Source organism: Streptomyces sp. NPDC002386 (genome assembly GCF_053593175.1).
In genome coordinates this window covers 510,220-522,814 of record NZ_JBSFBX010000002.1, presented here as the reverse complement: position 1 = coordinate 522,814, position 12,595 = coordinate 510,220, and the positions used below count along the sequence as shown (strand labels likewise).

Below are 12,595 nucleotides of genomic sequence, written 5' to 3'. Positions count from 1 at the left end.
GGGTCAAGGCGCGAACGGCTAGGCTCCCGCCCGTACCAGACGAGCCGTAACCGGGAGACCCCACGATGGCCAAGAAGCGACCCCAGACGAAGGCCAAGCGCCCCCAGCAGGCAGACGCGGACATCCCGGTGGTCGGCGCCCGCGAGCCCTGCCCCTGCGGCAGCGGCCGACGCTACAAGGCGTGTCACGGCCGGGCCGCCGCGCACGCCGTGACCGAGCTGGTGCGCCGCCCGTTCGAGGGGCTGCCGGGCGAGTGCGACTGGGTGGCGCTGCGCGAGCTGGTGCCGGCCGCCACCGTCGAACTGACCCTCGCCGGCGGCCTGCCGGAGGGCGTCCCCTCGGTCACGCTGGCCACGGTGCTGCCGATGGCCTGGCCCGCGCTGCGCCGCGACGACGGCTCGGTCCTGATCGGCCTGCAGAACGACACGCCCTCCGGTGACATCAGCCGCGACCTCGCCGACACCCTCCGGCGCGCGCTCGAGGCGGCGCCGGGCTCCCCGGTGGAGGGCCGCCGCGCGCCCGCCGAGGGCCCCAGGCTGCAGGAGCTGCTCGACCCGGAAGGCCCGTTCGAGCCGGTCGTGCACAGCGGCTTCGAATTCTGGGTGCCGGACGCGGAGAACGCCACGCCGGAGGTGACCGCCTCCCTCGAGCGGGCCAACGCCGCCGCCATCCCGACCGTGAAGCTGTCCGGCGTGGACGCCGCGTACTGGTGCGAGACCCCGGAGAAGAACCACCTGCGCTGGGTCATGCCGCACCCGGAGGAGCAGCTTCTGGACGCTCTCGCCCGGCTGCACGCGGCGGGCCGCTCCAGCCTCGGCGAGGGCACCCGGCTGGTGGGCTCCTTCCGTGCTCACGGGCTCACGGTGCCGGTGTGGGACCTGCCGAGCGGGGTCACGGCCGAGGACGTGGAGAAGCCGGCCGCCGAGTTCGCCGAACGGCTCGCCGCCGCCCTCGCGTCCGGGGAGCCGCTCACCCCCGAGGAGCGCCGGGCCCGCGGTGGACTCACCAACCGGCAGGTCACGCTCAGCTGACGTGCCGCGACGCCCGCCCCACGGCTGACCGACCGGTCAGCCGTGACGGCCGAACGGGCATCGGGTGACTCCTGTCACAACTGCCCGGCACGACAGTGGAATCGGTGTCCGAATAGCCGAGATCGAATTTGCGAACCGCCGATCTCTTGTTACCGTTCCAGTAGCCCGGTTGCTGGTGCATCCCCCGTCGCCAGCAACCGGGCCTTTCCATGTCCGCGTCCGGTGGACAGACCGCGGGGATGCGTCAACTGGCGTCTGTCAGTTCGGAGTTGCTCCCCGAGCGCAGCAGCAGCGGCTCGTCGGAGCCGCGCACGGCGAACTCGGTGACGGCCGTGTAGGCGTCCGGCGCGCCCCGGGTGTGCTCGCGGGGCGTCTCACAGGTGGCGGGCTCGTCGTCGGAACCGGCGGCGCAGTGGATCTGCACGGTCCGGCCGCCCGGTCCCATCATGCTCAGCACGGGGTCCATGGCCTCGCCGGTGGCGTTGCGGTAGTAGGTGCGCGCCCAGGTGTCCTCCCCCTGGGTCAGCACACAGGTCTGCGCCTCGACGCCGTCCGAGGAGGAGAGCTCCGGTCCGCAGCGGGCCGCGGTGGCCAGCCCCAGGCCGAGCCGCCGGGGCGAGCGGGAGGGGGCCGCGGAGGGCATCTTCGCGTCACCGCCCGCGGCCTCCCGGCCGCCCGCACGCCGGGGCGCCGCGGCGTCGCCCACCTGTCCCGTGGACGCCACCGCCAGCGGCAGGGCGACCACGGCCACCACGATGCCCGCCAGGGCGAGCAGACGGAGCCTTCGGGAGTCCGGCCCGCCGCGGTGCGGCGACCGTGTGCGGTCACCCCCAGAAATGCGCAGCATGTAGCGGAAGATAACGACCGCGGACGGGCGGAAGCCGTGTCCGCGCCGGACATCCCTACAACTCGGGCGCGCTCACACCCGTACGAGTGAGGGCGTCGACCACGGCGTCCACCACCGCCTCCACGTCGGGCACCCAGGGCGACGCCGAGCCGGGCAGCGGGGCACGCTCCCAGCGGACGGCGCCCTGACCGGTCTCGGACGGCGGCAGGGCGATGTAGCCGCCCTCCCCGTGGAAACGCAGGGATCCGGGCACGAAGTCCTTGGCGTAGAGCAGTTCGCCGAGCTGTTCCATGGAGTACGGCTTGACGAGCACCGCCCAGCGGGTGGGCGAGGCGACCACCGGACCGAGGCGCATGCCCCGCCGGTCGAGCAGGTCGAGGGCGCGGGCCGCCGCGGCCGCCGGCAGGCTGACCGCGCAGGGCGCCGTACCGCCGGTGGCGAGGACGATGGGCGCGCCCGGCCGGTTGGTCCACCACCAGCGCACCATGCGCGCGTCGGTGGTGGCCGCGAGCAGACCGGGGTCGAAGGGGTGGGCGCCGGGCACCGTGCACTCCGGGTCCGGGCAGGCGCAGCGGGCCCGGCCCTGCGGGTCCGGGGCCACACCCGGGAGTACCGGCCACTGCCATTCCGTCGCGAAGGTCAGGGCCGCGCTGATCGGCTCAGGCCTCCCGTCGTCGCGCCTGGACAGGAGCCTGCGTCGCCTTCCGAGGATCTCGCGCATGAGCGCTCGTTCCTTTCCGTTGCACCGCTGGCAACACCGTGGACCACATCACACCATGTGTCGATCTCTGCACTGTGCGTACCTGTTGGCGCATCACACCCCTGCGCACGGCAGGGGGACCCCTGGGGTCGGTCGTCGGCCGCGTCCTCAGTGCGTCCATCGGAAGCACGGGCGCGGCGCGGGGGTGGCGAAGTATGGCGTTTTGCCGTCGCGCGTGTTTCTCTCCGCCTCCGCCACGGGAGGATGGGGCTCGGCCGTCGATGGTTATGACGTCCGGGTCCGGCGCCAGGTTCCGGGTGGCACCCAACCACCCCTGGCCTTCATCGAGTACGTACCCATCACGACCGTTGTGACGCTCCGTGGAACGACGCCAGTCGACCGCAAAGAGCCGTTACCCGAGGCAGTTTTAGGCCAACTTGGCAGTAAGGCAAGGGTTTCGAGAGAAAGCCACTTCAAACCCATGGACACCAGGAATCCCCGCAGGACAATGCTGGACATCCCCTCACGAGTGCGTGTACATGTGGAGACACTGCTAGCGGCGCAGAATGACATGGGGGTTTGCGATGCTTCTGAGCACTACGCACCGGTCTGAAGGCCGGACGCCATGAACGCCCCCCACCCTCCGAAAGTGGCTGGAATCGATCCAACGGTTCCCACTCCCGCACACACTGTCGCGCCCGCACCCCCCGCCCCGGACGCCGCCCATGCCCCGGACGCCGCGCTTCCGCCCAGAAGCACCCCCGCCCCCGCCGGCCCCGCCCCCGGGACGCTGCTGCAGGACCGGCTGGCCGGCTGGGTCTCCGACCTCACGACCCTCCACGAGCTGACCGAGCGCCTGTCCGCGACGAACGCGCTCGAACCCGCCCTCCAGGAGCTGCTGAGCGCCGGCTCCGCCCTGGTCGGCGCCCGCCGCGGCCTGGTCGCCCTGGAACCCGCCGACGGACTCGGCCCCCGCACCACCGCCGGGCTCGGTCTCGGCCGCGCCGATCTCGGCCATCTGGAGACCGTGCCGCGCGACGCCCTGCCGCACGGGACCCTCCTCGACGCCGGCGGCACGGGCGCGCGCGACGGGGTCGCCCACCCCGACCTCTTCGCCGAGGACGGTCTGGACCCCCGTCACCGGGAGGTCGCCGCCCGCCTCGGCTACGCCGCCAGCTACGCCCTGCCGCTGTCCACCGGGTCCGCCGGGCACCTCGGTGCCGCCGTGTGGCTCTACGACGAGCCCGCCGAGCCGGACGAGCGCCGCCGTCATCTGGCCGGCCTCTACGTCCGGCACGCCTCGGAGCACCTGGCCCGGCTGCTGGAAGTGGAGCGCACGCGCGCGCGTATGGCCACCATCACCGAGGAGCTGCTCCCGTCCCGGCTGCCCCGGGTCGCCGGCGTCCAGCTCGCCGCCCGGCACCGCACCTCCCCGCTCGGCGGGGGCGACTGGTACGACGCGCTGCCGCTGCCCGACGCCGCCCTCGGCCTCTCCGTCGGCTCGGTCACCGGCTCCGGGCCCAGCGCGGTGGCCGCCATGGGCCGGCTGCGCGCCTCCCTGCGGGCCTACGCCGTGATGGAGGGCGAGGACCCGGTCGCCGTGCTGTCCGACCTGGAGCTGCTGCTGCGGCTGACCGAGCCGGCGCGTTCGGCCACCGCGCTGTTCGCCTACTGTGAACCGGCCCTGCGCCGGGTCACCCTGGCCGGTGCCGGCCACAGCCCGCCGCTGCTGATCGGTGAACGGCGCACCGAGTTCGCCGAGACCTCCGTCTCCGCGCCGCTCGGCATGCTCGCCTGCTGGGAGGCGCCCAGCGTGGAGGTCCAGGCCGAGGCGGGGGACACCGTCCTGCTCTACACGGACGGGCTGCTGCACCGGACCGGAGACCCGATGGACCGCGCCTTCGCCCGGCTGCACGCGGCGGCCGCGAGCATCCCGCGGGGGCTGCGCCACGACCCCGAGGCGGTCACCGACCACGTGCTGCGCACCGTGCTGCCGGACGGCCTGGACACGGCGGACAGCCCGGAGGACGTGGTCCTGCTCGCCGCCCGCTTCGACTGAGCACCGCCACCCGAGCACCGCCCGCCACCCGGCGTGACCGGCCTTGGACCGTCTGGCATGACCGGCCATAACAGCCGTTCCGGCCACGGTCCGCCTCCGGTGCGACCGTACGATGATGGAGGTCCCCGCTCGGCCACAAGCAGGAGCGTCGCGGGCCCCGGGGGAGATCACATGGCGTATCGAGGAGGATCACGTGGCCGACGAGCTCAACCCGGCTGTCACCGACGAGGCTGCTACCGCAGCGGGTCCGGAAGCCGAGGCCGAGGAGCCCATCAAGCAGCGGAAGAACGGCCTGTACCCGGGCGTCTCCGACGAGCTGGCCGAGAACATGCAGTCCGGGTGGGCCGACACGGAGATGCGTGATCTGCGGCCCGTTCCGCAGGCCGCCGAGACCGCGCGCCGCCGCGCCGCGCTCTCCGCGCGCTTCCCCGGGGAGCGCCTGGTCGTCCCCGCGGGCAACCTGAAGACCCGCTCGAACGACACGGAGTACGCCTTCCGCGCCTCCGTCGAGTACGCCTACCTCACCGGCAACCAGACCGAGGACGGTGTCCTCGTCCTGGAGCCCACCGCCGGCGGGCACAAGGAGACGATCTACCTCCTGCCCCGCTCCGACCGCGAGAACGGCGAGTTCTGGCTGTCCGGCCAGGGCGAGCTGTGGGTGGGCCGCCGCCACTCGCTCACCGAGTCCGAGGCGCTCTACGGCATCCCGGCCGCCGACGTGCGCGAGCTGGCCGACCGGCTGCGCGAGGCCACCGGCCCGGTGCGCGTCGTGCGCGGCCACGACGCCGGCATCGAGGCCGCCCTGACCGACAAGGTCACCGCCGAGCGCGACGAGGAGCTGCGCGTCTTCCTCTCCGAGGCCCGGCTGGTCAAGGACGAGTTCGAGGTCGGCGAGCTGCAGAAGGCCGTCGACTCCACGGTCCGCGGCTTCGAGGACGTGGTGAAGGTCCTCGACAAGGCCGAGGCGACGAGCGAGCGCTACATCGAGGGCACCTTCTTCCTCCGCGCGCGCGTGGAGGGCAACGACATCGGCTACGGCTCCATCTGCGCGTCCGGCCCGCACGCCTGCACGCTGCACTGGGTGCGCAACGACGGCCCGGTGCGCTCCGGCGACCTGCTCCTGCTGGACGCCGGTGTGGAGACGCACACGCTGTACACCGCCGACGTCACGCGCACGCTGCCCGTCAACGGCGCCTACAGCGAGATCCAGAAGAAGATCTACGACGCCGTGTACGAGGCCCAGGAGGCCGGCATCGCGGCGGTGAAGCCGGGCGCCAAGTTCCGCGACTTCCACGACGCCGCCCAGCGCGTGCTCACCGAGCGGCTCGTCGAGTGGGGCCTGGTCGAGGGCCCGGTCGAGCGTGTGCTGGAGCTGGGCCTGCAGCGCCGCTGGACGCTGCACGGCACGGGTCACATGCTCGGCATGGACGTCCACGACTGCGCGGCCGCGCGCACCGAGACCTACGTGGACGGCACGCTGGAGCCGGGCATGGTCCTCACCGTCGAGCCGGGCCTGTACTTCCAGGCCGACGACCTGACGGTCCCGGAGGAGTACCGGGGCATCGGCGTCCGCATCGAGGACGACATCCTCGTCACCGAGGACGGCAACCGGAACCTCTCGGCGGGCCTGCCGCGCCGCTCCGACGAGGTCGAGGCGTGGATGGCGTCCCTCAAGGGCTGACCGCACCCACAGAACCGACGACGGCCGGGCACCCGCGGGGGTGTCCGGCCGTCGTCGGTCGCGGCGGGTCCGGGGAGTCCCTCACGCGGAGGGAGCGTGGTCGTGGAGCACGCGCTGGAAGAGCCGGCAGTCCCGCCATGCGCCGTTGATGTGCAGATAGCGGGGAGCGAGGCCGATCGGCGTGAAGCCGCACTTCGCCAGCACCCGCTGCGAGCCGGTGTTGCCGGTCAGCGTGGACGCCTCGATCCGGTGCAGCCCGACCGTGTCCCGGGCGGTCCGGCAGACCTGTTCCACCGCGGCGCTGGCCAGCCCCTTGTTCTGCTGGTCGGCGGCGACCCAGTACCCGAGGTAGGAGCTGCAGAAGGGGCCGCGGGAGATGCCCGTCAGGGTGATCGCCCCGACGATCCGGCCGTCCGGGGCCTCGAACACCCACGGCACCACCGCACCGGCGGCGAACTGCCGCAGCAGCCCGTCGATGCGCTCCGCCTGGCCCTCGGGGGTGAAGAAGGACTCCGGCCTGACCGGCTCCCAGGGCTCCAGATGCGCACGGTTTCGCGTGTATGCGGCGGCGAGCGCGGGAGCGTCGTCCGAGGCCAGCGGGCGCAGGAGCGTTCCGCCGGCGATCTTCGCGGTGCCCATGTCATCGGCATGCATGCGCGCACCCTAGCCGCGCGGGCCCGGTCCGGCTCCGGTCACGCCGTGAGGATCACGCCGTGAGCAGGGACGGATCCTTCTTCCACTTGAGGATCTTGTCGAAGCTGACCACGGTGCCGCCCCGTCCCGGCTTGCCGCCGATGTGCACGTGGTCGGCGAGTTCACTGATCAGGCACAGCCCGCGGCCGTGCTCCGCGTCCGAACGCGCGGGCCGCGGGTCCTGGGCCAGGGCGAAGCCCGGCCCCGAATCGGCCACCTCGATACGGCACTTCTCGCCGTCGAGGTAGGCGGTCACCCGGTACGCCTCGGAGCAGCCCGCGGACGCGCCGTACCCGCCGTGCTCGACGGCGTTCGCACAGGCCTCGCTGAGGGCGACGGACAGGTCGTAGGAGACGTCCGGGTCGACGCCCGCGGTCTCCATCGTGCCGACGAGCAGCCGACGGGCGAGCGGGACGCTGGCGGCGTCGCGACGCAGTTGGAGTGACCACCAGATGCTCATGCTCCAGCCTCCTGGCCGCGGCTCGACATACCGTTACCTATTGCCGCGCGTGCCCGGCCGTAAGCACACGGTTCGCGTGACGCCGCCCATAAGGACGCCGCGCCCCGGACGGAAACGGCGCATGGAAGATCCGATTCCGGCGGAAGAGGATCTTCCGGTCATGTCGGCGGCGTCGCGCCGTGACCGAATCCGGCGACCTGCCGTGGGGCACGGGCGGGTCCAGTGCGATGATGACCCCGCCATGACTGCCCCCCACCCCCGCACGGCACACCCCGGAGCCGGGCTCCGGATGCCACGGGCCGCGGTGTTCGCCGCGGTCTGCGTCGTGCTGGCCGCGGCCGGGCACACACTGGCCTCCTGCGCGAGCGTGCCGTTGTGGACGCTCGGCGCCGGGTTCCTGGGCTCCCTGCTGCTCGTGGCACCGCTCGCCGGGCGGGCGCGCTCCCTGCCGGGCATCGCCGCACTACTCGCGCTCGGCCAGACCGTGCTGCACACGCTGTTCGGCCTGGGCCAGCACGGGACACCGGCCGCGATGTCCATGGGCCCGATGAGCACGCCGTCCCACGACAGCGTGCTCGTCGAGCGGGCCGCCCGGCTGCTGTGCGGGTCCAGCGCGTCGGCGCTCACCCCCGGGCACGCCTACCGGCTCCTGCTCGACGCGCACCTCATCGACTCCTCGGGCGAGCCCGCGGACGCCATGCCGGCCATGCACCACATGGCCGCCGGTTCCGGCGGCTCGCCGGCGTCGCTGCTGCCCTCCGTGCCGATGGTCCTCGGTCACGTCCTCGCGGCCGTCGTGACCGGATGGCTGCTGCGCCGGGGCGACCTGGCCGTGCTGCGGCTGATCGAGCTGTCGGCGCACGGAGTCACGGAGGGGGCGCTCGTGCGTTCCCTGCGCGCTGCGCTGGCGCTGACCCGCGCCCTGTGCGCCGGGCTGCTGCCCGCGGCCGAACCGCGCCCGGGCGCCCGCCGCGCCTCCCGCGACGAACCGCCCGCCCCGCGCGCCACCGCACTCCAGCACACGGTGATCCGGCGCGGCCCGCCCGCCGCCGCGTTCCTCCTCGCCGCCTGACACGACGCGAGCACCACCGCACCGGAGCCGGAAACGGACGAGCCGGACGGGAGGGGCCGCCGTCGTGCGGCACGCGCGCGTGCGCACCTCATCCAGTGGCACAGCGAACGGCACCGCCACGCGCACGCGTACTCCCGATCACCACCGGAACCCACCCGAAGTGGAGTGCTCCCTGCCATGAAGGCTTCTCGTATCGCCGCCGCCACCGCCGTCGCGGGCTCGGCCGTCCTCGCCCTGTCCGGCCCCGCCTTCGCGCACGTCAGCGTGCAGCCCGAAGGAACCGCGGCCAAGGGCGGCTACGCGGTCGTCGACTTCAAGGTCCCCAACGAGCGTGACGACGCCTCGACGACCAAGCTCGAGGTGAACTTCCCCGCCGACCACCCGCTGGCCTCGGTCATGCCCCAGCCACTGCCCGGCTGGAGCGTGAAGGTCACCAAGTCCAAGCTGGACAAGCCGCTGACCATGCACGGGGAGAAGATCGACGAGGCCGTCACCAAGGTCACCTGGACCGCCGACGGCAAGGGCGTCGAGCCCGGCTACTTCCAGAAGTTCCCGCTCTCCGTCGGCGCCCTGCCAGAGGACACCGACCAGCTGGTGTTCAAGGCGGTCCAGACGTACTCCGACAAGGAGGTCGTGCGCTGGATCGAGGTGCCGCAGGAGGGCCAGGCCGAGCCCGAGAACCCGGCCCCGGTGCTGGAGCTGTCCGCCGCCACCGACGACCACCACGGCACCTCGGCCGCCGCCGACGAGACCGACGACAAGACCGACGGCAAGACCGGGCAGACCGCCGCCGCCGACGAGGACTCGAAGAGCGGCAGCGACACCACCGCGCGCGTGCTCGGCGTGGTCGGCATCGTCATCGGTGCCGCGGGTGTGGCCTACGGCGTCCTCGCGGGCCGCCGCCGGACCGCCTGATCACCTTTCCGCACGCGCACCGGGGGTCGTGCGACCCTTTCGTACGACCCCCGGTGCGCGCCGGAGTTCTCACATCTGGGACATTTCTCTATGCGCAAGAAGACGTTCGCCGCGGCCGCGCTGCTCGCCGCCGCCTCCCTGACCCTCTCCGCCTGCGGCAGCGGTGACGACAACGCGTCACCGGTCTCCGTGGTCTCCGAGGAGTCCGGCTCGGGCAAGGCCGCGACCATCCTCGACCGGCCCTTCGAGAAGCCGGACCTGGTCCTGACCGACACGCACGGCAAGAAGTACGACCTGCGCGCCGAGACCAAGGGCCACCCGACCCTGGTCTACTTCGGCTACACGCACTGCCCCGACATCTGCCCCACGACGATGAGCAACATCGCCGTCGCCAAGAAGGCACTGCCCAAGGCCGAGCAGAACGACCTCAGGGTCGTCTTCGTCACCACCGACCCCGACCGCGACACCCCCGCAGAGCTGGGCAAGTGGCTCAAGGGCATCGACCCCCGGTTCACCGGCCTGACCGGCGACTTCGCCACCATCCAGGCCGGCGCCCGCTCGCTGGGCATCTCCATCGAGCCGACGACGAAGGACAAGAACGGCAAGGCCGTCTCGGTGCACGGCACCCAGGTCATCGCCTTCTCCCCGAAGACCGACGGCGGCTACGTCCTCTACGGCGAGGACACCACCGTCGACGACTACACCAAGGACCTGCCCAAGCTCGTCGAGGGAGCCAAGCCGTGAGGCGTGCCGTCCTGCCCGCGGCCGCCCTCGCCGGCGCCCTGGCCCTCACGGGCTGCGGCTCCGGATCCGGACCGGATGACGGCCCGGGCGCCTCGAAGGCCGAGCTGTCCGTGAGTTCGCCGTACATGCCCCAGCCGGTCTCCCCCGACATGGCCGCCGGGTTCCTGACGATCACCAACCAGGGCGGCGCGAAGGACGCGCTGACCTCGGTCAGCAGCGAGGTCGCCGGCCGGGTCACCATGCACAGCACCGTCGGCGGAGCCATGCGGGAGAAGACCTCCTTCGCGATACCCGCCCACGGCCGGCTGGTCTTCAGAAGCGGCGGCAACCATCTGATGTTCGAGGAGCTGAAGCGCGCGCCGAAGCAGGGCCAGCACGTGACCCTGAAGCTCACGTTCGCCGAGTCCGGGCCCCTCACCGTCGAGATGCCGGTGAAGTCCGCCACGTACAACCCGTCGACCGGACACTGAGGGAGGGACCACCTTGACGCGGACCATCACCCCCCGCCTGCGCACCCTGGTGCTGCTGCTCATCGCCGTCACGGGCGCGCTGCTCGCGGGCGCCGGTCCGGCCGCCGCGCACGCCGCGCTGACCGGCAGCGACCCCGCGCAGGGGGTGGTGGTCGACAAGGCGCCCACCCAGGTGTCGCTCACCTTCTCCGAGAAGGTGGCCATGAACGACGACTCGCTGCAGGTCCTCGACCCCAAGGGCGCGAAGGTCCAGGTCGGCTCGCCGGTCAACGTGAGCGGGACCACCTACGCCGTGAGACTCAAGGGCGGCCTGGCCAAGGGCACGTACACGGTCGGCTACCAGGTCGTCTCGGCGGACAGCCACCCGGTCGCCGGTGCCTACACCTTCTCCATCGGAGCGCCCTCGCAGACCGTCGTCTCCGGCGTCGGCACCACGGCGGGCGACACCGCCGTCGGCCGGCTCTACTCCGTGGGACGGTACGTCTCCTACGCCGGCTTCATCGTGCTGGCGGGCGGCGCCGCCTTCGTGCTGGCCTGCTGGCAGCGCGGCTCGGGCGTACGGGCCCTGCAGCGGCTGGTGGTCGGCGGCTGGCTCACGCTCACCGCGGCCACGCTCTGGCTGCTGCTCCTGCGCGGCTCCTACACGTCCTCGGGCAGGTTCGGCGACGTGTTCGACCTGGACCTGCTCGGCCAGGTGCTGCAGACCAAGACCGGCGCGGCACTGGTCTCGCGGCTGCTGCTGCTCGCCGCCGCCGCGCTGTTCATCGCCGTTCTCTTCGGCGCCTACAACCGGCGGGAGGAGGCCGAGGAGAAGCGTGACCTGACCTTCGGGCTGACCGTCGGCGGAGTGGTCGTGGCCGCCGGGCTCGCAGCGAGCTGGGCCATGGCCGAGCACGCCTCCACCGGACTCCAGCCGGGTGTCGCCATGCCCGTCGACGTGCTGCACCTGCTGGCCGTCGCCGCCTGGCTGGGCGGTCTCACCGCCCTGCTCGTCGCCCTGTACCGGGCGCCCGCCGACACCCCGGTCGAGGCCGCCGCCGTCCACCGCTTCTCCCGCCTCGCCTTCGCCTCCGTCCTCACCCTGGTCGCCACCGGCACCTACCAGTCCTGGCGGCAGCTCGGCTCCTGGTCGGCGTTCACCGAGACCCGGTACGGGCAGTTGCTGCTGGTCAAGATCGCGCTGGTGGCCCTGCTGGTCGGGGTCGCCTGGATCTCCCGGCGGTGGACGGGCCGGCTCGCGGACCCGGCCACCGAAGCCGTACGGACCGAGCGGCCCGAGAAGGAAGCCGTCTCCGCGCCCGCCTCCGCCGGCCAGAAGGCCGCCGCCGGTGACGGCGAGCGCGCCGCCCAGCTCGCCCGGCAGCGGGCCGCGGTGGACGCCGCCCGGCAGAAGCGGCAGCGGGACGCCGACCCGAACCGCCTCGGACTGCGCCGCTCGGTACTCGCCGAGGCCGGTGTCGCGGTCGTGCTGCTCGCCGTCACCACCTGGCTCACCCAGACCGAGCCGGGCCGCACCGAACTGGACGCCAGGGCGGCCTCCTCGTCCTCCTCCGACTCCTCGTCGTCCTCGTCCGGCGCGCTCACCCTGGACATGCCCTTCGACACCGGCGGCACCGACGGCAAGGGCCTGGTCCGGATCGACTTCGACCCCGCGCGCGTGGGCGGCAACGAGATGCACGTCTACGTCCAGCGGCCCAACGGACGCGCCTTCGACGTCCCCGAGGTGAAGGTCGCCCTCACCCTCGCGGCCAGGAAGATCGGTCCGCTCCCCGTCACCCCGGACCACATCACCACCGGACACTGGGCGGCGAGCGGAGTGCAGATCCCCATGGCGGGCGACTGGAAGGTCGCCGTGACCGTGCGGACCTCCGACATCGACCAGGTGACCGTCTCCAAGAACGCGCAGATCGGCTGAACCCCACC

The 12,595-nt window shown here is 72.8% G+C and carries 12 protein-coding genes; 8 read left to right on the top strand and 4 right to left on the bottom strand.

All coding sequences use genetic code 11. The features are described 5' to 3' along the window. The first annotated feature begins 65 nt into the window (after nt 1–65). Nucleotides 66–1,031, top strand: coding sequence for a DUF5926 family protein (locus ACWCPN_RS06515; protein ID WP_451202835.1), 966 nt, complete (start codon nt 66–68; stop codon nt 1,029–1,031). Nucleotides 1,032–1,275: 244 nt separating this feature from the next. On the opposite strand, the gene ACWCPN_RS06510 is transcribed toward ACWCPN_RS06515, so the two are convergent. Beyond that, nucleotides 1,276–1,878: a hypothetical protein gene (locus tag ACWCPN_RS06510; protein WP_451202833.1), complete on the bottom strand. Its 603-nt coding sequence runs from the start codon at nt 1,876–1,878 to the stop codon at nt 1,276–1,278. A 55-nt stretch (nt 1,879–1,933) separates the two neighbouring features. Further along, a complete protein-coding gene (locus ACWCPN_RS06505) occupies nt 1,934–2,599 on the bottom strand; it encodes a bifunctional DNA primase/polymerase (RefSeq protein ID WP_451202830.1) in 666 nt (221 codons plus the stop codon). 604 nt (nt 2,600–3,203) lie between these two features. On the opposite strand from ACWCPN_RS06505, the gene ACWCPN_RS06500 reads away from it, so the two are divergent. Continuing rightward, nucleotides 3,204–4,637: a PP2C family protein-serine/threonine phosphatase gene (locus ACWCPN_RS06500; protein WP_451202828.1), complete on the top strand. Its 1,434-nt coding sequence runs from the start codon at nt 3,204–3,206 to the stop codon at nt 4,635–4,637. Nucleotides 4,638–4,830: 193 nt separating this feature from the next. Continuing rightward, a complete protein-coding gene (locus tag ACWCPN_RS06495; protein WP_451202825.1) occupies nt 4,831–6,318 on the top strand; it encodes an aminopeptidase P family protein in 1,488 nt (495 codons plus the stop codon). 81 nt (nt 6,319–6,399) lie between these two features. Here the strand turns inward: ACWCPN_RS06495 and ACWCPN_RS06490 are convergent, their stop codons facing one another. Both ACWCPN_RS06490 and ACWCPN_RS06485 read right to left on the bottom strand, forming a co-directional pair. Continuing rightward, nucleotides 6,400–6,972: a GNAT family N-acetyltransferase gene (locus tag ACWCPN_RS06490; RefSeq protein ID WP_451202822.1), complete on the bottom strand. Its 573-nt coding sequence runs from the start codon at nt 6,970–6,972 to the stop codon at nt 6,400–6,402. A 52-nt stretch (nt 6,973–7,024) separates the two neighbouring features. Further along, a complete protein-coding gene (locus ACWCPN_RS06485) occupies nt 7,025–7,471 on the bottom strand; it encodes an ATP-binding protein (RefSeq protein WP_451202819.1) in 447 nt (148 codons plus the stop codon). A gap of 241 nt (nt 7,472–7,712) precedes the next feature. Here ACWCPN_RS06485 and ACWCPN_RS06480 point away from each other — a divergent pair, with 241 nt between their 5' ends. The 5 genes from ACWCPN_RS06480 to ACWCPN_RS06460 all read left to right on the top strand — a co-directional run bounded on the left by ACWCPN_RS06480 (nt 7,713) and on the right by ACWCPN_RS06460 (nt 12,587). After that, nucleotides 7,713–8,543: a hypothetical protein gene (locus ACWCPN_RS06480; protein ID WP_451202817.1), complete on the top strand. Its 831-nt coding sequence runs from the start codon at nt 7,713–7,715 to the stop codon at nt 8,541–8,543. 177 nt (nt 8,544–8,720) lie between these two features. After that, on the top strand, nt 8,721–9,458 hold the full coding sequence (locus tag ACWCPN_RS06475; protein WP_451202814.1) for a YcnI family copper-binding membrane protein: 738 nt from the start codon (nt 8,721–8,723) through the stop codon (nt 9,456–9,458). Nucleotides 9,459–9,548: 90 nt separating this feature from the next. Continuing rightward, complete coding sequence (locus ACWCPN_RS06470) at nt 9,549–10,202, top strand: SCO family protein (RefSeq protein WP_451202812.1); 654 nt, start codon at nt 9,549–9,551, stop codon at nt 10,200–10,202. After that, nucleotides 10,199–10,672, top strand: a complete 474-nt coding sequence (locus tag ACWCPN_RS06465) for a copper chaperone PCu(A)C (protein ID WP_451202810.1) — start codon at nt 10,199–10,201, stop codon at nt 10,670–10,672. The genes ACWCPN_RS06470 and ACWCPN_RS06465 overlap by 4 nt, the downstream gene beginning before the upstream one ends. A 13-nt stretch (nt 10,673–10,685) precedes the next feature. Beyond that, entirely contained in the window at nt 10,686–12,587 is a 1,902-nt protein-coding gene (locus ACWCPN_RS06460; protein WP_451202807.1) for a copper resistance CopC/CopD family protein, read from the top strand. Nucleotides 12,588–12,595: the final 8 nt, after the last annotated feature.

What these genes read in the sequence shown, in the direction of transcription:
- ACWCPN_RS06475 (WP_451202814.1), top strand. Translation starts at nt 8,721, where the DNA reads ATGAAGGCTTCTCGTATCGCCGCCGCCACCGCCGTCGCGGGCTCGGCC.
- ACWCPN_RS06510 (WP_451202833.1), bottom strand. Translation starts at nt 1,878, where the DNA reads ATGCTGCGCATTTCTGGGGGTGACCGCACACGGTCGCCGCACCGCGGC.
- ACWCPN_RS06500 (WP_451202828.1), top strand. Translation starts at nt 3,204, where the DNA reads ATGAACGCCCCCCACCCTCCGAAAGTGGCTGGAATCGATCCAACGGTT.
- ACWCPN_RS06480 (WP_451202817.1), top strand. Translation starts at nt 7,713, where the DNA reads ATGACTGCCCCCCACCCCCGCACGGCACACCCCGGAGCCGGGCTCCGG.
- ACWCPN_RS06505 (WP_451202830.1), bottom strand. Translation starts at nt 2,599, where the DNA reads ATGCGCGAGATCCTCGGAAGGCGACGCAGGCTCCTGTCCAGGCGCGAC.
- ACWCPN_RS06490 (WP_451202822.1), bottom strand. Translation starts at nt 6,972, where the DNA reads ATGCATGCCGATGACATGGGCACCGCGAAGATCGCCGGCGGAACGCTC.
- ACWCPN_RS06515 (WP_451202835.1), top strand. Translation starts at nt 66, where the DNA reads ATGGCCAAGAAGCGACCCCAGACGAAGGCCAAGCGCCCCCAGCAGGCA.
- ACWCPN_RS06485 (WP_451202819.1), bottom strand. Translation starts at nt 7,471, where the DNA reads ATGAGCATCTGGTGGTCACTCCAACTGCGTCGCGACGCCGCCAGCGTC.
- ACWCPN_RS06470 (WP_451202812.1), top strand. Translation starts at nt 9,549, where the DNA reads ATGCGCAAGAAGACGTTCGCCGCGGCCGCGCTGCTCGCCGCCGCCTCC.